Annotated in this window: 21 protein-coding genes; all 21 read right to left on the bottom strand. The window is 58.6% G+C overall.

Annotation, left to right across the window (positions count from 1 at the left end; all coding sequences use genetic code 11):
• Positions 1–209: 209 nt before the first annotated feature.
• Positions 210–1,088, bottom strand: a complete 879-nt coding sequence (locus tag RSF91_RS10440; RefSeq protein ID WP_332568355.1) for an EI24 domain-containing protein — start codon at positions 1,086–1,088, stop codon at positions 210–212.
• A gap of 14 nt (positions 1,089–1,102) precedes the next feature.
• A complete protein-coding gene (locus RSF91_RS10435; protein ID WP_332568354.1) occupies positions 1,103–2,083 on the bottom strand; it encodes a sterol desaturase family protein in 981 nt (326 codons plus the stop codon).
• 21 nt (positions 2,084–2,104) lie between these two features.
• A complete protein-coding gene (locus RSF91_RS10430; RefSeq protein WP_332568353.1) occupies positions 2,105–2,929 on the bottom strand; it encodes a polysaccharide deacetylase family protein in 825 nt (274 codons plus the stop codon).
• 85 nt (positions 2,930–3,014) lie between these two features.
• Positions 3,015–3,959: a YncE family protein gene (locus tag RSF91_RS10425; protein ID WP_332568385.1), complete on the bottom strand. Its 945-nt coding sequence runs from the start codon at positions 3,957–3,959 to the stop codon at positions 3,015–3,017.
• Between the two features lie 501 nt (positions 3,960–4,460).
• Positions 4,461–4,985 carry a phosphoribosyltransferase gene (locus RSF91_RS10420; protein WP_332568352.1) on the bottom strand — a complete coding sequence of 175 codons (525 nt, stop codon included), beginning with the start codon at positions 4,983–4,985 and terminating at the stop codon, positions 4,461–4,463.
• A 41-nt stretch (positions 4,986–5,026) separates the two neighbouring features.
• Positions 5,027–6,403 carry an adenylosuccinate synthase gene (locus RSF91_RS10415; RefSeq protein WP_332568351.1) on the bottom strand — a complete coding sequence of 459 codons (1,377 nt, stop codon included), beginning with the start codon at positions 6,401–6,403 and terminating at the stop codon, positions 5,027–5,029.
• 37 nt (positions 6,404–6,440) lie between these two features.
• Positions 6,441–7,589: an ATP phosphoribosyltransferase regulatory subunit gene (locus tag RSF91_RS10410; RefSeq protein ID WP_332568350.1), complete on the bottom strand. Its 1,149-nt coding sequence runs from the start codon at positions 7,587–7,589 to the stop codon at positions 6,441–6,443.
• Between the two features lie 93 nt (positions 7,590–7,682).
• On the bottom strand, positions 7,683–7,871 hold the full coding sequence (locus RSF91_RS10405; RefSeq protein ID WP_332568349.1) for a DUF2065 domain-containing protein: 189 nt from the start codon (positions 7,869–7,871) through the stop codon (positions 7,683–7,685).
• A gap of 61 nt (positions 7,872–7,932) precedes the next feature.
• Positions 7,933–8,823 (bottom strand): protease modulator HflC, encoded by an 891-nt coding sequence (hflC, locus tag RSF91_RS10400; RefSeq protein ID WP_332568348.1) that lies wholly within the window; start codon positions 8,821–8,823, stop codon positions 7,933–7,935.
• 11 nt (positions 8,824–8,834) lie between these two features.
• Positions 8,835–10,223 (bottom strand): FtsH protease activity modulator HflK, encoded by a 1,389-nt coding sequence (hflK, locus tag RSF91_RS10395; protein ID WP_332568347.1) that lies wholly within the window; start codon positions 10,221–10,223, stop codon positions 8,835–8,837.
• Positions 10,224–10,294: 71 nt separating this feature from the next.
• Positions 10,295–11,458, bottom strand: coding sequence for a GTPase HflX (hflX, locus tag RSF91_RS10390; protein ID WP_442878837.1), 1,164 nt, complete (start codon positions 11,456–11,458; stop codon positions 10,295–10,297).
• A 99-nt stretch (positions 11,459–11,557) separates the two neighbouring features.
• On the bottom strand, positions 11,558–11,818 hold the full coding sequence (gene hfq, locus RSF91_RS10385) for an RNA chaperone Hfq (protein WP_099736322.1): 261 nt from the start codon (positions 11,816–11,818) through the stop codon (positions 11,558–11,560).
• Positions 11,819–11,922: 104 nt separating this feature from the next.
• The gene (gene der / locus RSF91_RS10380) at positions 11,923–13,263 is read right to left on the bottom strand and encodes a ribosome biogenesis GTPase Der (RefSeq protein ID WP_332568345.1); all 1,341 of its coding nucleotides are present in this window, start codon (positions 13,261–13,263) and stop codon (positions 11,923–11,925) included.
• 15 nt (positions 13,264–13,278) lie between these two features.
• Positions 13,279–14,454, bottom strand: a complete 1,176-nt coding sequence (bamB, locus tag RSF91_RS10375; RefSeq protein ID WP_332568344.1) for an outer membrane protein assembly factor BamB — start codon at positions 14,452–14,454, stop codon at positions 13,279–13,281.
• A 2-nt stretch (positions 14,455–14,456) separates the two neighbouring features.
• Positions 14,457–15,134, bottom strand: a complete 678-nt coding sequence (locus RSF91_RS10370; protein ID WP_332568343.1) for a YfgM family protein — start codon at positions 15,132–15,134, stop codon at positions 14,457–14,459.
• A 49-nt stretch (positions 15,135–15,183) separates the two neighbouring features.
• A complete protein-coding gene (hisS, locus tag RSF91_RS10365) occupies positions 15,184–16,530 on the bottom strand; it encodes a histidine--tRNA ligase (protein ID WP_332568342.1) in 1,347 nt (448 codons plus the stop codon).
• A 165-nt stretch (positions 16,531–16,695) separates the two neighbouring features.
• Positions 16,696–17,979, bottom strand: coding sequence for a flavodoxin-dependent (E)-4-hydroxy-3-methylbut-2-enyl-diphosphate synthase (gene ispG, locus RSF91_RS10360; protein ID WP_332568341.1), 1,284 nt, complete (start codon positions 17,977–17,979; stop codon positions 16,696–16,698).
• 20 nt (positions 17,980–17,999) lie between these two features.
• Positions 18,000–19,004, bottom strand: coding sequence for a helix-turn-helix domain-containing protein (locus RSF91_RS10355; protein WP_332568340.1), 1,005 nt, complete (start codon positions 19,002–19,004; stop codon positions 18,000–18,002).
• The gene (pilW, locus tag RSF91_RS10350) at positions 18,997–19,803 is read right to left on the bottom strand and encodes a type IV pilus biogenesis/stability protein PilW (protein ID WP_332568339.1); all 807 of its coding nucleotides are present in this window, start codon (positions 19,801–19,803) and stop codon (positions 18,997–18,999) included. Before pilW ends, RSF91_RS10355 begins: the two co-directional genes overlap by 8 nt.
• 75 nt (positions 19,804–19,878) lie before the next feature.
• Positions 19,879–21,000 carry a 23S rRNA (adenine(2503)-C(2))-methyltransferase RlmN gene (gene rlmN, locus RSF91_RS10345; RefSeq protein ID WP_332568338.1) on the bottom strand — a complete coding sequence of 374 codons (1,122 nt, stop codon included), beginning with the start codon at positions 20,998–21,000 and terminating at the stop codon, positions 19,879–19,881.
• Between the two features lie 131 nt (positions 21,001–21,131).
• Positions 21,132–21,557, bottom strand: coding sequence for a nucleoside-diphosphate kinase (gene ndk / locus RSF91_RS10340; RefSeq protein WP_332568337.1), 426 nt, complete (start codon positions 21,555–21,557; stop codon positions 21,132–21,134).
• Positions 21,558–21,569 lie beyond the last annotated feature (12 nt).

The following is a 21,569-nucleotide window of genomic DNA, read 5'->3' as shown; positions in this document are numbered from 1 at the left end:
ACTACGGTGAACAAGCATATTTGTCACTTACAGATACGCTGAGCAACGTGTGTTTCGCACACTGCACCAAACAGGCCCATATTGTCGCACTGCCTGAGCCTCACTCTTGATTGCACCAACTTGGTGACTTATGTGCACCAAATTAGTGCAGTTCTAGAAAATGACTGGTTTTGGTGCGCGCCATGCAATGCACTTAGCGGCAAGCAGGCTCAGCGGGTAATCTGAGCTGCATCACCGACATCGTGGGCAAACGGCACCTTGGGGTCTGCGGCCTGAGGTGTGGACTGCGCCCTCATCTGCTCCAGCGCGCCTAGACAGAAATGCGCAAACCACAGCGCCGAGAAAGCAAACACCAGCGCATAAATCCAGATGGCGATGGGAATCAAAATCCAGAACGCGGCCAGAAACACCAGACCTGAAACCCAGACGATTCCCGGCGCAGCGCCCAGATAGCCGCAGATGATGCCCATCAAAATCAGCGACATGCGGTAACGCACAAACAGATTGCGGCGCTCGTCTTTGCTGGCATGTTCAGCCAAGGCATCAAAAGCCATGACGCGATAAGTCAGCCAGCCCCAGATCAGAGGCGCGACCACCAGCATCAAGGGTGGAAAGACCCACAGCGGCAGCGTGACCAACAAAGCCAGCAAGGCAATCAAGGTGGAGCCGCCTGACCAGAACACGCTGGCAATGGTGGATGCACCGTGTTTTTTCTCAAGCTGGGCAAAGCGTTTTTCAGCCACCAGCCTGGTCAGCACCGGCGCCATGAAGAGGCCTGCAAACAGCAAAGTGAGAACCACCAACACTGGCGTGGCCCCCAGTACGACAAAAATAGAAGCGACCACCTCAGAGGCGTAGCTCATTCCGTGCTCTTGCAGCCACACCCAGATGGAATGCAGCCAGCCTACGCCGTCGAGCAGGTTTTGCACCCGCTGAACGGCATCCGCCCAGAAGAAGTAGCCCAGCACCCAGGTCAGCAAGCCCATAGCCAGCAAAGGCAGCAGTGACCAGGCGATAACCCGCTTATGCAGGCAATACGCCAATGCACGCCAAAAAGAGTCGAGTAGCAAGCCCATGTCAGCAAGCATACCGAAGGAAGGCCTTAAGCGCGACCTATCAATCGTAGGACGCCCCGCCATTGTTGCGCCCAGAAGCCACGGCCATAGTCACGCAGCTTGCCTTGTGCATCTGGTTGTACTTGATCGCGAACACCCGTCGGGTCATAGCGCAGGTCAAAATTGACTGTGCCAAACAGCATGTCCCACCAGGGCAGCAACACGCCGAAGTTGTTGCCGTGCACCTTTTTGTTGCGCACCGGCGCCATGGGCTCATGGCCAATGCCGACGGCATGGTGGCGGCGATGAAAGCGCGGGCTGACCCACAGGCGTTCCCCCAGATGACCAAACCAGATACGCACATTGGCATGCTGAAAGCTCTCGCTGAGCTGGGTCAGCGCCACAATCGCCACAAACTGACCTGGGGCTACGCCGATAAGTTGAGCCACCAGCACGATGATGGCGTCGTGAATGACATCGTCGAGCAAATGATTGCGGGTGTCGCTCCACACCGTCATCTGGCGCTGCGAGTGGTGCAGCGCATGCAGCTTCCACCACCAGCGCAGGCCATGCTGGCCACGGTGAATCCAGTACTCAACCAGATCAAACACCACCAGGTACAGCAGCAGGCTGACCCAGGCGTTGTCCGTCACACCCGGCCACAGATCATCCAGATGAAAAGCGGGAAAGCCCCAGACATGGACCGTACCCATGACCGCGTCCCACATCGGGTCAATGCTGAAGAACAGTGCCAGACGGAACAGACCCAGCCGGTGAATCAGCGTGTAGATGATGTCCACGCGAATAGCCTGATGGTCCACCACGGGCTCCACCGGCTTCCAGCGCTGCAGCGGCACGATGACGGCAATCATGATGGCAATTTGCAGCAGGCCGACCAGCAGCCAGCCGGTGGCGGCGTAACCATCTTCCAGCAGGTTGGCCATGCCGAAGTGAAACAGAAACGGCTGCACCACGCCCTCAAACAGGCGTTGCTGCGCATCTCCAAAAATCTGAATCAACAAGTCCACAAATCACTCCTGGCGCGGCACTCAGCGGTGCTGCGCAATCCAGCCTTGATACGCAGGATGCTCGGCCAGCGTACGGAAGCAAAAGCCTTTATCCAGCAGGCCGACGATCAGCGGCTCCAGCACCGCTGGCGCCCACGGGTCTTGACGTGACCAGATACCAAGGTGGGCCAGCAAGATATCGCCGCTGCGTATGTTTTTGAGCGCCTGCGACAGCAAACGTTGATTGGGGTATTTATCGCTGGGCAGCTCATCGCCCAGAAAGCCTGCAGGCGCCCAGCCAATGTGCTGATAACCACCCTGCTGCGCCGCAGCAATCAACGCGGGCGATGTCTTGCCGCCCGGTGCGCGGTACAGCGGCAAGGGCTTGCGCCCAGTCATCTGCGTGAGCCGCTGAGCGGCGCGGGCAATTTCTTGCTGATATTCGGCCACCGAGACCACAAAGCTCTGCCCTGCTCTGGGCCCTGCCGATGGCTTGACCTTGAAGTGCGTGACCTGCCCTGTGGCCTTGTCACGAATATCAGCCAGCCAGTACATGTGGTCAAAGGTGTGCGATGCGAGCTGGTGGCCCTCATCGGCGCGCGCCTTCCACCAGGGTGCCCAGAAGTCGCTGAGGCTGCTGCTGCCCTCTTTCGTCGGCTCATTGGCAGCGAAGAAGGTAACGGGCACCTTGTGCTTTTGCAGCACCTGGGCGACCAGATTGGCGATGCCCATGTGCCCTGTATCAAAAGTCAGATAAACCGGCTTGTTGCATGCGCTAGCAGCTATCTTTTTTGAAGAGTCTGCAGCCACAGACAACCCGGGCAGGCCAGCTGCCGCGGATGCGAGCATGAATTGACGTCTTTGCATCCACCCTCCTTCAGGTGAACTGGTAGGCGCTCAACACGCACTGAAGCCGCTCCCCGCCACTTGACTGCAGCAGGGAGAGCCTCACTTAGCGTGCGGCGTGGGACAGTGTCCAGACACCGTGGGGCGACTTGCCCACATTGACCTGATTAACCACCTTCTTCTCTACCGTGTCGATCACAGAGAGCTTGCGCGCCCAGCGCGAGGCCACATAGATGTAGCGGCCGTCAGCCGACACATCCATACAGTCCGGGCCACCCGGTGCCGGGTAATTGGCGACGACCTGACTGGTGACCATATCGATCTTGCTGATGGTATTGGCCACTCGGTTGCTCACGAACAGGTGACGATCATCGCCCGCAGCACGGAAGGCATGTGCGCCCGCAGCCGTCTTAATCTGCCCCACGCTGCGTGGCTCAGCACCCGTGAGGTCAAATACCTCCACGCCATCACCGCCGGTCAGGCCCACAAACAGCTTTTTGCCATCAGGGCTGCCATAGACGTCAGCAGGCATAGGACCGGTGGGCACGCGGGACTTGATGGTCTGCGTGGCGATGTCGATGGCCACCAGCGCATCGCTGTCCTGCATGGTCGAGTAAAGCGTCTTGCTTTGCGCGTCGATAAACAGGTGGCTAGGCGTCTTACCCGTGGACACGCGCTTGACCAGCGTGGGGGTCTGCGTCGCCGCATCCCAGCGATAGAAGTCGATGTGATTGAGGCGGTTGGCCGCCGTGATGAACCACTTCATATCGGGCGAAAAGCGCAGGTGGTAAGGGTCCACGATGTCGCGAATCACGCGCTGCACAGCGCCTGTACGCGGGTCAATCAGCGACAGCGAGTCACCCAGCGCATTGGCCACGACCAGCGACTTTTCGTCAGGTGTCAGATACAGGTGATGCGGCTCTTTGCCTGTAGGGATGCGCGATTGCTCCTTCCAGGTCAACGGATCCACCACGCTGATGGAGGCATCCAGAGAGTTCAGCACAAAAATAGGGGTCGGGCCTTGTACGGCACGCGATGCCTGCGCCGGCATGACGACTGCCGGACGAGCCGACGCGTCAGAAGCTGCCACGGTTGTTGCAGCCGTCGTTGCAGGCTTTACCGCTGGCGATGCCTGCGCCGAAGCAGATTTGAATCCAGGCATTGCCGAAGCACCCAGCCAGGCCGCGGCCCCCACACCAATCACCAATGCCACAGCAGCGCCAGTGCGCCCAATAGAAAGACGTCCCACAACCACCACCTTCTCAGAATCTCTGCAGTGTATCCGCGCCAGAGCAGCCACTGCCCACACAAGCCAACTGTTTGCAGCACTTGCTGCTGTACAAGCCAAGCGAAGCCTTAGCGGCACTGGCTCCCACTATGGAAAAACATCAAAAACAGGAGCAGCTAGCGCCTGCCTTGCATATTATTCAGTACTAAAAATACTTGAAACCGTTGGAATAAAGGCACATATTGCTCACCAAATAATGAGCATCATGTTTCTATAAAAAAAGGAGCCCAGAGGGCTCCTTTTTTGCAAGGCTGAGCGAGGTGCTCAGTCCTTCCATTTCTCTGCCAGCTTTTCAGGGCTCTGAGAATCGTAACCCTCGAACGGCTGGTGAATCCAGGGGTTGGTACCCAGGAAGTCCACCGAGTAGTCGGCCTCGAAGGTCGAGATGCCCTTGGTCCAGATCACAGCGCTGCGCAGCTCGGTAATCGGGGCGTAGTTGGTCTTGAGCATGGCAATCACGGCCTTGAGCGTAGCGCCCGAGTCCGCCAGATCATCGACCAGCAACACGCGGCCAGCAATTTCACCCTTGGGGGTCGCAATGAAGCGACCGATATCCAGATGGCCCTGCACCGTGCCGGCTTCGGCGCGGTAGGAGCTGGTGGACATGATGGCCAGGGGTTTGTCGAAAATGCGGCTCAGGATGTCGCCGGGACGCAGACCACCACGTGCCAGGCACAGGATGGTGTCGAATTCCCAGCCGGACTGGTGAATCTTGACAGCGAGCTTTTCGATGAGACCGTGGTACTCGTCGTAGCTCACATACAGGTGCTTACCGTCTTCAGTCAACATGGGCACAGTTCCTTTGAAATTTCAGTGAAACCCCAGTCCGCTTACGCGGCGCTGTATGGGTTATGCATCAGGATGGTGTGATCGCGGTCAGGGCTTGTGGAAACCATGGCAATCGGCACACCCGTTACTTCCTGGATGCGGTCCAGGTAACGACGCGCATTCACAGGCAGCTTGTCGTACTCGGTCACGCCCACGGTGGTATCAGTCCAGCCGGGGATGGATTCATAAATGGGCTTGCAACGCTCGATGTCGTCGGCACCCAGGGGCAGCAGGTCGATGGTTTCACCATCCAGCTCGTAGCCCACGCACAGCTTCAGCTCTTCAATGCCGTCCAGCACGTCCAGTTTGGTAATGCACAGGCCGGACAGACCGTTGATCTGCGCCGAGCGCTTGAGCAGCGCAGCGTCAAACCAGCCGCAGCGGCGCGAACGACCGGTGGTCACGCCCTTCTCGGCACCCACGGTGCTCATCACGTAGCCAGGAGTGCCTTCCTTTTCCCATTCCAGCTCGGTAGGGAAAGGACCGCCGCCCACGCGAGTGCAGTACGCCTTGGTGATACCCAGGATGTAGTGCAGCATGCCAGGACCCACACCAGCGCCGGCAGAGGCATTGCCAGCCACGCAGTTGGACGAAGTCACATAGGGGTAGGTGCCGTGGTCAACGTCCAGCAGCGTGCCTTGGGCGCCTTCAAACAGCAGGTTGCCACCGGCAGCGTGCGCAGCGTTCAGTTCGCTCGACACGTCGGCGATCATGGGCTTGAGCAGCTCTGCATGGCGCATGGCTTCTTCGTACACGGCTTCGAATTGAATCTCGCCGTCCTTCATGTAAGGAGCCAGACCAGCGCCGAAGTCGAAGTTCTTGGAACCCAGCACGTTGACCAGAATGTGGTTGTGCAGGTTCAGCAGCTCGCGCAGCTTGGTGGCGAAGCGCTCGGGGTGCTTCAGATCTTGCACGCGCAGAGCACGGCGGGCGATCTTGTCTTCGTAGGAGGGGCCAATGCCCTTGCCAGTCGTACCGATCTTCTGCACGCCGCCCTTTTCACGGGCTGCTTCGCGGCCAATGTCCAGTGCCACGTGGAAAGGCAGGATCAGCGGGCAGGCTTCGGACACGCGCAGACGGTCACGCACTTGCACGCCGGCCTTTTCCAGGCCTTCGATCTCTTCAAACAGCTTGCCCACGGACAGCACCACACCGTTGCCGATGTAGCACTTCACGCCGGGGCGCATGATGCCGCTGGGAATCAGGTGCAGAGCCGTCTTCACGCCATTGATGACCAGAGTGTGACCCGCATTGTGGCCGCCCTGGAAACGCACGACGCCGTTGGCGCTTTCGGTCAGCCAGTCAACCAGCTTGCCCTTGCCCTCGTCACCCCACTGGGTTCCGACTACGACGACGTTGCGACCTTTGGATGTATTCATATCTCAATCCGATAAATCGAAGAATTAGTCAAAAGCCTTAAATGGCTTGCACGACCCATTGCCCGCCAACATTGGCAAGCTCACGGTCGCAGTGAAACTCGTCCACTTCGCTTTCATGCCCAGGCAGTACGCAGACCACCGTCTCGCCCTGCTGACGCAATGCGGAAATGGCAGCCGCCACTTGCACGTCATCACCCCAGGGAGCGCGAATGGCAGCCTTGAGCGGACGCTCGGGCACGACAGCCACCAGTTGTTTGATATCCAGACTGAAGCCGGCAGCAGGTCGGTTACGACCGAACACTGCACCCACTTCGTCATAGCGGCCACCGCGCACCAGGGCATCGCTGCCGCCGGGCACATAAATCGCAAAGCGCGTGCCGCTGTAGTAAGAGTAGCCTCGCAGATCCGCCAGATCAAAGCTGACCTTGACGCCATCCAGACGCTGCACCAGCCAACGCAAATGTGATAGCACATTGCGCACACCAGCTGTGCGTTCCAGCACGATTTCTGCCTTATCCAGCACTTCCATGCCGCCGTACAGCTGCAGCAAGGCCATCAGGCCTTCGCGCGAAGCTTCAGGGAAGTCCACGGTCAGTGCAGCCAGCTCAGTCGCATCCTTGGAAGCCAGCGCTGCATGCACACCACGCAACACCTGCTCGTCCACCATCACGCCAGCCAGCAGGCTGCGCACGATGCGCACATCGGCCAGGTCCACGATGACGTCCTTGACGCCTGCGCCCTTGAGGCAGTCGAGCGCCAGAAGCAGTGCTTCCAGATCGGCCTCAAGACCTTCGTGACCATAAATTTCAGCGCCAAACTGGAAGGGCTCACGTGTGGCACGCGGGCGATCGGGGCGCGCATGCACCACGGGGCCGCAGTAGCACAGGCGAGTCACGCCTTTGCGATTGAGCAGATGAGCATCAATGCGCGCCACTTGCTGCGTCATGTCGGCACGCAAGCCCATGGTGCGACCAGAGAGCTGGTCAATCAGTTTGGAGGTTTGAAGGGCAAGAGCTTCGCCTGTACCCGTCAGCAAGGATTCCAGATACTCGAGCATGGGTGGCATGACGAGTTCATAGCCATAGCTGCGCGCAGTATCGAGCAATCCTCGACGCAATTCTTCGATGTGCCGTGCCTCGGAAGGCAAAACATCGGCAATGTGATCCGGCAGGACCCAAGCAGACATGGAGAAATGGGGAGGCTGTTAAAAACGTGATTCTACCGGCTTTGCCAGCCCTGCCCAATTTGACCCGCAACGCCTAGCCAGTATCGACGGTATTTATAGCAAGGCCAGCGAAATTACGCCCGCTGCGATACACAGCAATCCACAAAAGCGTAGCTGCCCGTCTTTGAGCTGCAATAGCTGCGTAAACATCTGTCGCCATTGCCTTGGGGCAAGCAGCGGCAGCAGCCCTTCAAGCACCAGCACCATGGCCATCGCCATACCCAACGACTCCCACCAATCCATTTCTGCCTCCTGAAATAAACAATGGCCCTCAAAGGGCCATTGTTTCAATCTAAGTCAAAGCTTATTTGCTGCCTGAGCCGCCATTGCGGTAAGCCTTGAAGAACTCGCTTTGCGACGGATCCAGCACCAGCACATCGCTCTTCTTGGAGAAGCTTTCCTTGTATGCATCCAGGCTGCGGTAGAACTGCGCGAACTGCGGGTCTTTGCCAAAGGCTTCGGCATAGACACGAGCAGCTTCAGCATCGCCCTCACCCTTGACCTTCTGGGCATCGCGGTAAGCGTTGGCGATGGTGATGTCACGCTGGCGGTCTGCCTCAGCGCGAATCTTTTCACCTTCAGCGGCACCGGTAGAACGCAGCTCGTTCGCTACGCGCTTGCGCTCCGCTTCCATACGGCGGTAGACGGACTCGGTAATGGTCTCGGCGTAATCCACGCGAGTAATACGCACGTCCACGATGTCCACACCCCAGGGCTTGGCGCCGCGCACGGTCTCCAGCACTTCACGCTTGACGTCAGACATCAGCGTTTCGCGCTTGGAAGAAAGCAGCTCGCGCACAGTGCGGCGGTTGATCTCTTCCTGGAAGGCGTTGCGCACCACACGGTTGAGCTGCATGGCACCTGCCGACTCATCCAGGCCCACGTTACGGATGTATTCCGAAGGCTCAGAGATGCGCCAGCGCACATACCAGTCAATGACCACGCGCTGCTTTTCAGCCGTCAGCATGGGCTCGGTATCGGTGCTGTCCAGCGTCAGCAGGCGCTTGTCGATGTAACGCACATTCTGAAATGGAGGAGGCATCTTCCAGTTCAGACCCGGCTCGGTGATCACTTCCTTGATCTGACCCAGGGCATAGACCACGCCAAACTGGCGCTGATCCACCACAAACAGGGTGGAGCTCAACAAAGCCAGCACCACGAGAATGCTGGTGACAAAAAATCCGATTCGATTCACTGCATTCTCTCCTAGCGTGCGTCACGATCGCGGCTACGGGCATCGCGGCTGCGAGCGTCACCGGCGGGATTGGGTACTACACGTGCGGCAGCAGGAGTCGTCGAAGCGCCCCCCGCAGCAGCATCACCCGAAGCGGCAGGTGCGGCAGCACCATTCACACCCTGCATGATCTTGTCCAGCGGCAAGTACAGCAGGTTGGAACCCTGACGCGACTCGACCAACACCTTGGTCACGTTGCTGTAGACCTGCTGCATGGCATCAAGGTATAGACGGTCACGTGTGACTTGAGGCGCCTTCTGGTATTCGGTGTACAGCGAGCTGAAACGACCGGCATCACCCTGAGCCTGAGCCACGATCTTGGCCTTATAGGCCTGAGACTCTTCACCCAGACGTGCAGCCGTACCCGTGGCACGAGGCACCACATCATTGGCATAGGCCTGTGCTTCGTTCTTGGCGCGCTCACGCTCTTGACCTGCCTTGAGCACATCGTCAAACGAGGCCTGCACCTGCTCGGGCGGACGCACGCCGCCTTGCTGCATATTGATGCCCACCACTTCCACACCCACCTTGTAGCGATCCAGAATGGACTGCATCAGGTCACGCACGCGGGGGGCAATCTGGTCACGCTCTTCAGCCAGAGCCGTGTCCATCTTCATCTTGCCGACCACATCGCGTACCGCAGATTCAGCGACCTGAATCACGGCTTCGGAAGGGCTACGGCTTTCAAACAGCCAGGCACGTGCATCGCTCAGGCGGTATTGCACAGCAAACTTGATTTCGACGATGTTCTCGTCTTCAGTCAGCATGGCCGACTCGCGCAAACCAGTGCTGCGCACGATGTTGTCGCTACCCACATCGGCAGAGCGAATCTGCGAGACATAGACCAGCTCATGCTTTTGCACCGGGTAAGGCAAGCGCCAATTGAAACCTGCTCCCACCGTGCTCTTGTACTTGCCAAACTGCGTGATGACGGCCTGCTGGCCTTCCTGCACGATGAAAAAGCCTGTACCGAGCCAGATCAGCACCGCCACGCCAGCAATCAGGAACATGCCCTTGCCGGGGTTGAAGGGTTCTGTGGGCTGACCACCGTTGCGCGCAGGCGGCACGCCACGGCCATTGCCGGAGCCACCACCAAACAGGCCCGAGAGCTTGCGATTGAGGTCGCGCCAGACTTCCTCCAGATCAGGCGGCTGGCCGCCCTGCTGAGAAGAAGGTCGAGGACGCTGCTCCGGAGCAGGAGGCGGCGAAGGACGCTCCCCCTCAGGTGCCGAGTTATCGGGCTTGGAGCTATCTTCGTTGTTATTGTCGCCACGACCCCAGCGCGGATCGTTCAAATTGAACATCCCGCGAATGCGTTGCGGCAGCACCGCCAGGCGATGGACGCGTTGTGAAAAATTCATGCGAGACGTCTCTGTGTTTTCAAAAAGACATGGACCATGGCAAGCATTGTGCCCAATAGGGACGTAAGCCCCTAGTGTTGTGCGTCGTCGTCAGGGGACATCCAGGACGTATCGCCCCGAGCCTCAACTTCTTCGCTTGCTGCCTCTTCACGTACCTGCAAAACCCGATCAGCCAACATTTGTCGCAGCTGCGCAAGCCCTTGCCCAGAGCGGGCACTGACAAACACGCGCGGCACTGGCTCGCCATCGAGCTCGTACATATCCTGCAACTCGGCAGGCATCCGTTCGGGATCAATCGCATCCAGCTTGTTGAAGACCAGAATCTGCGGCACATCATCAGCCCCGATTTCCGCTAGAACTTTTTGAACTTGTTGTATTTGTTCCGGGAAACCTGGGTTCGATGCATCCACGACATGCAGCAACAGATCGGCGTCAATCGCCTCCTGCAAGGTGGCCTGGAAAGCATCCACCAGACCATGCGGCAAATCGCGAATAAAACCAACGGTATCTGACAGAGACACTGATTCCTCAGCCTCGACCAGATACATCTGTCGGGTTGTCGTATCCAGCGTGGCAAACAGCTGATCCGCAGCGTAGGCACGAGCCTTCACCATGGCATTGAACAGCGTGGATTTGCCGGCGTTGGTGTAGCCAACCAGAGAAATATTGAAAACGTCGCGGCGCGAGCGCTGACGGCGCTGCGTGGTGCGCTGCTTTTTGACTTTCTTCAAACGCTCTTTGGTGCGTTTGATGGATTCGTCAATCATGCGGCGATCCAGCTCAATCTGCTTTTCACCGGGGCCGCCACGGCCGCCGATACCGCCAGCCTGACGCTCGAGGTGACTCCAGCGACGCACAAGGCGAGTGCTGATGTACTGCAGCCTGGCCAGCTCAACCTGCAACTTGCCTTCGTGGCTGCGCGCACGCTGGGCAAAAATTTCCAGGATCAGCATGGTCCGGTCGTTGACCGGCATCTGGATATGTCGCTCAAGATTGCGCTGCTGCGCCGGGCTCAGGGACTGGTCAAACCAGACCTCCTTGGCGTCGTGCATCTGGGCCAGCATGCGGATTTCATCCGCCTTGCCGCTGCCCACAAACAATGCTGGATCAGGAGCTTTGCGCTTGCAGGTCAAGCGCGCCACGGGTTGCAAGCCAGCAGTCTGAGCCAGCAGGCCCAGCTCTTCCAGCTCGTCGTCGAAATGGGGAACGCCAAAATCCACGCCGACCAGTAACACTGGCGCAGACGCGGAACGTTCAAAGGATTCAGAACTCAAATACCTGTCCCGTAGGGTAAGCCGCGCCGGGCAAGCCGGCGGGCGTTGACGCAAAAAAGCTTAAGAAGCAGTGGCTTCGGCGTCGTTATCAGCCGGAGTAGCGGCCGAGAAGTTCACGGCACGGCCGGGAACGATGGTGGAGATGGCGTGCTTGTAAACCATCTGAGTTACGGTGTTGCGCAGCAGCACCACGTATTGGTCAAACGACTCAATCTGGCCCTGCAGCTTGATACCGTTCACCAGATAGATGGAGACCGGCACATGTTCACGACGCAGTGCGTTCAGGAACGGATCTTGGAGGAGTTGACCTTTGTTGCTCACGATATTCTCCGTGTTCGAGGAGTGTTGTTGTAAACCGACACGTTACCACAGCCCCCGAGAAAACCATTCAAAAAAGGGTTTTCCCTAGGGTTCCGCGACAACAGTTAATCCTTGTCGGCGTAAGGATTATGAGAGGTTTTCAAGTCAATGCGCAACGGGGTTCCTACAAGATTGAATTCCTTGCGGAAACGACCTTCCAGGAAGCGCTTGTACGCCTCGGTGACATGCTCCAGCGAGTTGCCATGAATCACGATGATGGGCGGATTCATGCCGCCTTGGTGGGCGTAACGCATCTTGGGGCGGTACGCACCAACCTTCTTGGGCGTCTGGAACTGGATGGACTCCAGCAGAATGCGCGTCAGCACAGGCGTAGGCATCTTGCAGGTGGCTGCACGGTGCGCCTGAATGATGGACTTCCACAGCGGCTCGATACCCTGACGCTTTTGCGCAGAGATGAAGTGCATGGGAGCGAACTTCAGGAAGGACAGTCGCGTCTCGATAGAGCGCTCCAGCATCTGGCGCTGGTAATCGTCCACGGCATCCCACTTATTGATGGCCAAAACCACCGAGCGACCGCTTTCGAGAATAAAGCCCGCAATGTGCGCATCCTGATCGGTCACGCCAGCCGTGGCATCAATCAGCAACAGCACCACGTTGGCGCCTTCAATGGCCTGCAGTGTCTTGACCACCGAGAACTTCTCGATCGCCTCAAACACCTTGCCCTTGCGGCGCAGACCCGCCGTATCGATCAGCTCAAATTTCTGACCATTGCGCTCAAACGGCACAGTGATCGCATCACGCGTGGTACCCGGCATGTCAAAGGCCACCAGACGTTCTTCACCCAGCCAGGTGTTGATCAGCGTGGACTTGCCTGCATTGGGGCGGCCAGCAACGGCCAGGCGCACGGGGCGCTGGTCTTCATCACCAAAGACTTCTTCTTCGGGCTCTGGCAGATTGAGCAGGCCCAGAGCCATATCAACCAGGTCGCGCACACCTTGGCCGTGAGCCGCAGACACCGCCTGAACCTCGCCCAGACCCAGTTCATAGAACTCAGTGAGCTGCAGGCCGTCTTTCATGCCTTCGGCCTTGTTGGCCACCAGCAGCGTGGGCTTGCCCAGGCGACGCAGGTAATTGGCGATCTCATGGTCCTGACCAGCAAGACCGGCACGGGCATCCAACACAAAGATCACCACATCGGCTTCGGCGACTGCCTGCTGCGTCTGCTTGGCCATCTCCTTGAAGATGCCGCGCGATGCGTCAGGCTCGAAACCACCGGTATCGATGACGATGTACTCATGCTTGCCCTGACGACCCTGGCCGTAATGGCGGTCACGCGTCAGCCCTGCAAAGTCAGCGACGATGGCATCTCTCGACTTAGTGAGTCGATTGAACAGCGTCGACTTGCCCACATTGGGGCGCCCTACCAGGGCAATAACTGGCTTCATTCCAAAAACAATCTATCAATCAGGCTTGAAGCCATACACCGTGCCGCTACGGCTGACGACCACCAAAGTATTGGCAGCAACAACCGGCGACGTGGCGACTCCCGCCTTGTCAGTTTCCAAACGGGTCAGTGCAGAACCATCTTCACGCGAGAGCATGTGCACTGTCCCAAAATCATCAGCCAGCACCACCGAGCGGCCCAGCACCAGTGGTGCGGTCAGCTTTCGGTACTGCAATTTGTCAATGGACCACAGACGCTGGCCATCATTGCGGCTCCATGCCTGCACCGTGCCATTGCCTTCAGCGCCAAACACGGCCTGCGCATCGCCAGCCACGCCATCGCTGCCCTTGGAGCTTTGAGTCCAGCGCACGTTGGCAGTACTGACATCCACACACCCGACCGACGCCTGGAATGCGCGAGCGCAGACGCTGTTGTCAACACGGCTGACGGGGCCAACCAGATCAACCAGTCGCTCCACATCGTTCGTGCCACGCGGTGCGGCCAGAGGCGCCATCCAGCGCACGGAACCATTGTCAGGATCGACTCCGGCCAGACGACCAGAGACACCTACAACCAGATTATTACCAACAGCCTGCAAAACGCCGGGCTGTCGCAAAATAAGCGGTTCGTTGCTGGGGCCTTCAACCGCCCACAGTTCGCGGCCGGTATTTCCATCAAATGCGGCCAGTGAACGATCAGCAGCCATCACAAACACGCGACCACCGGCCACCAGTGGTGGCGTATAGACCGCTGCGTTCAGCGTCTGCTTCCACAGTTGCTTGCCTTCAGCAAACACCATGAGCTGGTTGCTGCGTGTGACGACAGCGGTGCGCTGGCCATCACTGCCCACGCCCGTGGTCAGCGCTTCGCCCGCGTTGAACTTGCCCACTTGGCTGCCCGTGCTGCCATCCAGCGTCGTGACGCTGCCATCCTTGGTCACCACGGTCACGTTATTACCCTGCACCAGAGCAGGCATGGCCAAAGGCACTTCGCTGCCCAGCTTGACCGTCCAGGCCTGATGCACTGCAATCTTGGCTGGGTTAGGACCCAGATCCTGAGGCTTGGGCTTGTCCTTGCCGCTGAACATGGAGCAGGCTGCCAGCGATGCGGTCAACGCAGTCAACACCAGCACGCGGGCTGCAGATTTCGCCGCAGGAGCAGCCGATTTCATGGGATGGGCAAAAGTCTTCAAGATTATTTCTCCGACGACGTTGTCTTGACCAGAGTGGCAGCTTCAGGAGCGGCACCCAGCGCATTGAGCTTGAACTCCACCAGATGACGGTAGTCCAGCTCTTTGTCCATCGCCTTGTAGGCAGTCTGGTACTGAGCGATTGCCTCGGCCTGCTTGCCCAGAGCGGCATACAGATCACCACGGCGATCAGCCTGCAGACCTGCAAAGGACTCGGGCATGGAAGCCTCAAGCACCTTCAGACCTTCGTCATAGTTTTTTTGCTCTTCCAGCACAGCCGACAGACGCAGGCGCGCCAGAGCCTTGTAGCCCTCGTCGCCCTTTTCTGCCACCCAGCTCAGTTGAGCCTTGGCATCATCGAGTTTGCCCGCCTCTACCGAGGCCTTGGCCATCTGCAGCGCGGTTTGCGCAGCCTGGGTTGTGCCAGCGAACTTTTCCTTGAGCTCGGCAAACGCATGGTCAGCACGCGCAGCGTCCTTGGCGAGCAACGCCTCATCGACCGCATACTCCAGCGCCGAAGCCTGAACGGCCTGACGCTTTTGCCAGTACTGCCAGCCATTCCAGCCAGCCAGAGCGGCGAAGACCACCACCAGAACGGCGGTGATCAGAGTCCCCCAGGAGTTCCAAAAATGCTTGAGCTGCTCAATTTGCTCTTGTTCTTCAAGATCTAGATGGTTTGCCATGGCTACTTTGGTTGAATGGAACGCTGGTCAGAAAACGAGAAGCGGAGAATCAAACCGCTGATTTTAGGCTGTCAGCCCACTGGGTCACATCCGCCAGCGATTGCTGGGATTGCTGGCCTTCGCCGTCGCGCAGCGACTTGACGGTGACCTTGCCCTGGGCCAGTTCATCGCTGCCGAAGATCAGGGCAAAGCGCGCACCCGATCCGTCGGCCTTTTTGAACTGAGACTTCATCGAGCCCATGCCTTCGGCCGAGCCACCTGCGGCAGCGTGCATCTGCACGGCCACGCCGGCGGTGCGCAACTGCTGCACGGTCTTGAAGACCTGAGGCAGCGATGAAGCATCGGGAATGATGGCGTAAACATCAGCGGCAGGCGCTGGGATCTCGGTGCCAATTTCCTTGAGCAATTCGAGCACGCGCTCAACACCCATGCCCCAGCCCACGGCCGGAGCGGGCTTGCCGCCAATTTCTTCAATCAGATAGTCGTAACGACCGCCGCCGCAGATGGTGCCTTGCGAGCCCAGCTTGTCGGTAATGAACTCAAACACCGTGAGGTTGTAGTAGTCCATGCCGCGCACCAGACGCGGGTTCAGCGTCCAGGCCACGTCGTTCGCGTCCAGAATGTCCTGCACGGCCTTCAGGTGCGCCTTGGAGGCATCACCCAGATAGTCCATCAACTTGGGCGCAGCGTTGACCATGTCCTGCATCGCAGGATTCTTGGTGTCCAGAACACGCAGCGGGTTGCTGTGCATGCGGCGCTTGGCCTCTTCGTCCATCACATCGGTGTGCTGCTCGAAGTAGGCAATCAGGGCTTCGCGGTGGGCCTTGCGCTCGTCGGGCTGACCGAGGCTGTTGAGTTCCAGGCGCACATCAGTAATGCCCAGCTCTTTCCACAGCTGTGCAGCCAGCAAAATCACTTCAGCATCCAGCTCAGGGCCCGCAAAGCCCATGGCTTCAACACCAACCTGGTGGAACTGGCGATAGCGACCGCGCTGGGGACGCTCGTGGCGGAACATCTGGCCGATGTAGAACAGGCGCTTGCCGCCTTCATACAGCAGATTGTTTTCAACCACGGAGCGCACCACACCGGCTGTGCCTTCAGGGCGCAGGGTCAGGTGCTCGCCATTGAGCTTGTCTTCAAAGGAGTACATCTCCTTTTCGACGATATCGGTCACCTCGCCCAGACCACGCACAAACAGGGCGGTGGGCTCAACGATAGGCGTGCGGATATTGCGATAGGCAAAGCGGCCCATCAGGTCGCGCACCTTGGATTCAAACCATTCCCAGCGTGCCGAATCCGGCGGGAGGATGTCGTTCATGCCTTTGACGGCAGTCAATTTTTCGTTCTTGGCCACGTGAAATCTCACATTGGGGCTACTAGCAAAACAAGAGCACATTGCGCTTGGCAATCAAGCTTTTTGCCTAGAAACCTTATTCAAATCCATACAGATAGTGCGCTAGCAGCTATCAATTCCAAAGTCTTAACTCGCTGGCATTGTGCCAGCAAGCCCAATAACCAGCCGGTTTCAGGCCGCTATTGATGCAGCCTGATCCCAGATGACTCAGGCTTTCTGGCCGTAGCGGCGCTGCACATATTCCAGCACCAGCGTCTGAAACTCTTCGGCAATATGCTCGCCGCGAAGCGTCAGGGCTTTTTCACCGTCGATAAACACCGGCGCAGCAGGCGCTTCGCCGTTGCCGGGCAAGCTGATACCGATATCGGCATGCTTGCTCTCGCCGGGGCCGTTGACGATGCAGCCCATCACGGCCACCTTCATCGCCTCTACACCGGGGAACTGGGTTCGCCACACAGGCATTTCACCGCGCAGAAAATCGTCGATCTTCTTGGCCAGTTCCTGGAACGTGGTGCTGGTCGTGCGACCGCAGCCGGGGCAAGCCGTAACGCTGGGCACAAACACGCGCAGACCCAGAGCTTGCAAAATTTCGGAAGCAACCACCACCTCTTGCGTGCGCGCTTCTCCCGGCAAGGGCGTGAGCGAGACACGAATCGTGTCGCCAATACCCTCTTGCAGCAGCACAGAAAGCGCAGCAGTCGATGCGACCGTGCCCTTGGTGGCCATGCCGGCCTCTGTCAGGCCCAGATGCAACGCATAGTCACAGCGGCGAGCCAGTTCGCGGTAGACAGAAATCAAATCCTGCACACCACTGACCTTGCAGGACAGGATGATGTTGTCAGGGTTCAGGCCAATGTTCTTGGCCAGCTCTGCGGAAGTGATGGCCGAGGTAATCAGCGCCTCGTACATGACCTGACGCGTTTCCCAGGGCTTGGCACGGCGCGAGTTCTGATCCATCAGCTCGGCCATGATTTCCTGGTCCAGCGAGCCCCAGTTCACACCGATGCGCACGGCCTTGTCGTACTTGGCAGCAATCTCAATCATCTGACCGAACTGCTTGTCCTTTTTGTCGCCCTTGCCCACGTTGCCGGGGTTGATGCGGTACTTAGACAATGCCTGCGCGCAATCGGGGTAGTCCGCCAGCAGACGGTGGCCGTTGTAGTGAAAATCCCCCACCAGCGGCACGTACTCGCCCATGCGATCAAGCTGCTCGCGGATATAGGGCACCGCCGCCGCCGCTTCAGGCGTGTTCACGGTGATACGCACCATCTCCGAGCCAGCTTGCGCCAGCTGACGCACTTGAATGGCGGTCTCCACAGCATCCACGGTGTCGGTATTGGTCATGGACTGCACGCGAACGGGCGCATCGCCCCCCACAGTGACCACGTTGTTGCGCCACACCACTTTGGCCTGGCGCGATTTGCGCGGCAGCGGGCTGGCGATGGCAATGCCCTGCTCGGCTAGCTGCTGCAAATTTTGAGAATCTTGCACTCTTGTTTACCTCGAATGGCTTACTTCACCTCGAAGCGAGCCACGTTGTCACGCGTGGTCGAAATATCGAGAGGTTCACCACGTACTGTTACTTGCGTGCCCTTGGCATTGCCCACAATCACGGTCAGGGGCACCTGGCCTTCTGCGGTTGCGGACTCATCCTTGGCCAAAGTCTTTTCCAGCACCACCTTGCCCGTCGCATCCTTGACCTTGACCCAGGATTGACCGGTGTTCACCTTCAGGGCCAGCAATGCACCTGAGCCTGCTGCAGGCGTTGCATTCGCCGCAGTAGCGACGGCTGAAGCAGGTGCTGCGGTTGTTGCAGCAGCCGCTGGAGTGGCTACTTCAGGGGCCACAGCAGCAGTGGCAGGCGCAACAGCTGGAGCGGTACCATGGGCCAAAGGCTCAGCCGATGGCTCTGTCACCACCGTCTCAGCCTCAGGATTATTAGACGCCTGACCCAGAGGCACTGCAGCAGTCGGGTCTGTGGCATCAGAATGATTTGTGACGTCAGGCTGCACCGTGCCAGCGACAGTACCTTCAGCACCATCTACCGACTGGTGGAATGGCACGAAGTACACAGCAGCGGCTGCAGCCAGCAACACCAGCACACCTGCCGCAATCTTGCGCGAGCTGCCACTACCAGAGCCCAGCGGCGTGCCCGAAGACTTGAAGTTGCTGCGCACCTTCACCGCCTCGTTGATACCGGGGCCGGTCTTGGCCAGACTTTTCAGCGCTCTTTGTGGCAGCAGAGCCAGTACAGGCTCGGCATCGATATGCAGAGTTCGGCACATGCCCATGGCCAGAGCACGCATGAACACATGATCCGGGAAGGCATCATAGTCATCGGCCTCCAGCGCTTCCAGCTTGCGCTGGGGCACTTTCAGTGTGGCTGCCATGGTGTGCAGTTGTATGCGGGCCGCTTCCCGCGCCTGGCGCAACATGGTCCCCGCTGTGGCATGGACCGGTGTTTGCACCTGCTCTTCGCTTTGCATAGTTTCCTCTTCCACCGCACCGTCACTCATTGAAAGCTCCGCGTTCATAAGCCAGCCACTGGCGCGATTGCGGGAAGCGATCGCGCAGTTGATCTGCCAACTGACGCACTCCAATATCGTCGTGCAATGCCCTGTCTATCTTGATACCCAGCCAGAGGCTGTCTGCGCTGGCCAGGTTGCTATTGTTATTCAAGCGGCGGATGTAAAACTGGGCTTTTTTCAGATCACCTTTGAGCCAGAGCACATTTGCCAAGTTGTAGCCCGCTGCGGGGTTGCCCACATCCATCTCATAGGCGCGAAACATATGCTCGTAGGCCTGCTCCAGCTGTCCCGCCTGCTGGTAGCACATGCCCTTGGCCAACAAGGTCTTAGCCTGCTCACGATAGCCCGGGGCCTGCAAAGCCTTGTCAAACCACTGGTTGGCAATATCAAAGTGTTTTTGCTGGCACTGCATCCAGCCGTAGTTGTGCAGCTGGTTGCCATCGCGTGGATTGAGGTCAATCGCCTTGCGCATGGCGATTTCGGCCTGCGTCCAGTCCCGGTTTTGCATGAGGATGAGAGCCAGCAGACCATAGGCATCGGCGTAATCAGGGCGGGCGCTCAAAGCCTGACCGACTTCATCCTGCGCGATATCAAGGCGCCCGGCCTGAAAGTAGCTGGCCGCCAGTTCAAGCCGGATTTGCGCACGGCGATGTGCATCCGCAACCTGAGCCCCCCCGGTGCCAACCACCGCAGCCTGAGGCACGGAGGTCGAAGACGTGGTTGTCGTCGTTGTCGTGGTACAGCCCATCAGCGCTGCAACCGCAACCGGTACTCCCCACCGGGCCATCAAGCCCCAATGTTGCCAAACCGATCGCTGTGCCACTGCCCGCATGTACTGTCCCTTTTTTTATTCAAAACTCCGTCAAGACACCTGCTTGAGCGGGATGATGCGCTGCTTGGCCATACGCTCAGCAGCACGCGTTCTGTCTTTCACGTCACCAGCCAGCTGACCGCAGGCGGCATCAATATCGTCGCCACGGGTCTTGCGAACCGTCGTCACAATGCCAGCATTGCTGAGCATGGCGGCGAACTCGGTCACACGCGCCGAAGGCGAACGCAGCAGCCCCGAAGCCGGGAACGGATTGAACGGAATCAGGTTGAACTTGCACCAGTTCTTGCCGTCGCCGCGCGCGCGCACCAACTCTATCAGCTGACGCGCATGCTCAGGCTGATCGTTAACGCCGTCGAGCATGCAGTACTCAAAGGTCAGGAAGTCGCGCGGTGCGAATTCCAGATAGCGCACGCAAGAATCCAGTAACTCAGCAATCGGGTACTTCTTGTTCAGCGGCACCAGGTTGTCACGCAGCGGATCGTTGGGCGCATGCAGCGACACGGCCAGCGCCACAGCGCAGTCCTGCGACAGGCGGTCCATCATGGGCACTACGCCGGAGGTGGATACCGTCACGCGGCGGCGCGACATGCCGTAGGCATGGTCGTCCAGCATCACGCGCAGCGCAGGCACCAGCGCGCTGTAGTTTTGCAGCGGCTCGCCCATGCCCATCATCACCACGTTGGAGATGACGCGCTCATCCTTACCCAAGCGCTTGCGCAGCGCATGCTCTGCATACCAGAGCTGGGCCAAAATTTCGCCCGTGGTCAGATTGCGACTGAAGCCCTGATGCCCGGTCGAGCAAAAGCGGCAACCTACGGCGCAACCTGCCTGAGACGAGACACACAAGGTGCCACGGTCGTCTTCAGGAATAAAAACGGTTTCAACGGCATTGCCGTCACCCACATCAAACAGCCACTTCACGGTACCGTCGGTTGAGACATGCTCAGACACAACGGGCAAAGCGGTGACATGGGCCCGGCCTTTAAGCTTTTCGCGCAGGGACTTGGCCAGATCGGTCATCTGGTCAAAATCGGATGCGCCACGCTGGTGAATCCAGCGGAACAGCTGCGTTGCACGGAAACGCTTCTCCCCGAGCTGCTCGCAATAAGCGGTCAGTCCTTCGAGGTCAAAATCAAGCAAATTTGTATTCATATCGGCGTGTGGCGAGGCGTCTTGCGAACGGGATTTGCCACGCCGTGGCCAGCAGCTTCAGATGCTGACACCGGCTTCGCAAGAGCAAAGCGCTGGCGTCAGCGAGAGCATGCTGTGAGGCTAGCGTGGAATTAACGTGTGTAAACGTTCATGCCGGGGAAGAAGAAAGCGATTTCCACAGCAGCAGTTTCAGCAGCGTCAGAACCGTGCACGGCGTTGGCGTCGATGCTGTCGGCGAAGTCGGCGCGGATGGTGCCCTTCTCAGCCTTCTTGGGATCGGTAGCGCCCATCAGTTCACGGTTCTTCAGGATGGCGTTTTCGCCTTCCAGAGCCTGGATCATCACGGGGCCGGAGATCATGAAGTCCACCAGGTCCTTGAAGAAAGGACGGGCAGCGTGCACAGCGTAGAACTGTTCAGCTTCCAGGCGGGACAGGTGAGCCATCTTGGAGGCGACAACCTTCAGGCCAGCGCCTTCGAAACGAGAGTAGATCTGGCCGATCACGTTCTTGGCAACTGCGTCGGGCTTGATGATGGAGAGAGTGCGTTCGATAGCCATGATGATTTTCCT

The organism is Comamonas sp., from assembly GCF_036643215.1.
Taxonomy (GTDB): Bacteria; Pseudomonadota; Gammaproteobacteria; order Burkholderiales; family Burkholderiaceae_C; genus Comamonas.
This window is presented reverse-complemented; position numbering and strand designations above follow the sequence as displayed.

What these genes read in the sequence shown, in the direction of transcription:
- RSF91_RS10425 (WP_332568385.1), bottom strand. Translation starts at nt 3,959, where the DNA reads ATGCCGGCGCAGGCATCGCGTGCCGTACAAGGCCCGACCCCTATTTTT.
- RSF91_RS10440 (WP_332568355.1), bottom strand. Translation starts at nt 1,088, where the DNA reads ATGCTTGCTGACATGGGCTTGCTACTCGACTCTTTTTGGCGTGCATTG.
- pilW (WP_332568339.1), bottom strand. Translation starts at nt 19,803, where the DNA reads ATGGCCCGGTGGGGAGTACCGGTTGCGGTTGCAGCGCTGATGGGCTGT.
- RSF91_RS10410 (WP_332568350.1), bottom strand. Translation starts at nt 7,589, where the DNA reads ATGTCTGCTTGGGTCCTGCCGGATCACATTGCCGATGTTTTGCCTTCC.
- RSF91_RS10405 (WP_332568349.1), bottom strand. Translation starts at nt 7,871, where the DNA reads ATGGATTGGTGGGAGTCGTTGGGTATGGCGATGGCCATGGTGCTGGTG.
- ndk (WP_332568337.1), bottom strand. Translation starts at nt 21,557, where the DNA reads ATGGCTATCGAACGCACTCTCTCCATCATCAAGCCCGACGCAGTTGCC.
- RSF91_RS10355 (WP_332568340.1), bottom strand. Translation starts at nt 19,004, where the DNA reads ATGAGTGACGGTGCGGTGGAAGAGGAAACTATGCAAAGCGAAGAGCAG.
- rlmN (WP_332568338.1), bottom strand. Translation starts at nt 21,000, where the DNA reads ATGAATACAAATTTGCTTGATTTTGACCTCGAAGGACTGACCGCTTAT.
- RSF91_RS10420 (WP_332568352.1), bottom strand. Translation starts at nt 4,985, where the DNA reads ATGTTGACTGAAGACGGTAAGCACCTGTATGTGAGCTACGACGAGTAC.
- der (WP_332568345.1), bottom strand. Translation starts at nt 13,263, where the DNA reads ATGAAGCCAGTTATTGCCCTGGTAGGGCGCCCCAATGTGGGCAAGTCG.
- RSF91_RS10430 (WP_332568353.1), bottom strand. Translation starts at nt 2,929, where the DNA reads ATGCAAAGACGTCAATTCATGCTCGCATCCGCGGCAGCTGGCCTGCCC.
- RSF91_RS10415 (WP_332568351.1), bottom strand. Translation starts at nt 6,403, where the DNA reads ATGAATACATCCAAAGGTCGCAACGTCGTCGTAGTCGGAACCCAGTGG.
- hflK (WP_332568347.1), bottom strand. Translation starts at nt 10,223, where the DNA reads ATGAATTTTTCACAACGCGTCCATCGCCTGGCGGTGCTGCCGCAACGC.
- hisS (WP_332568342.1), bottom strand. Translation starts at nt 16,530, where the DNA reads ATGTGCTCTTGTTTTGCTAGTAGCCCCAATGTGAGATTTCACGTGGCC.
- RSF91_RS10370 (WP_332568343.1), bottom strand. Translation starts at nt 15,134, where the DNA reads ATGGCAAACCATCTAGATCTTGAAGAACAAGAGCAAATTGAGCAGCTC.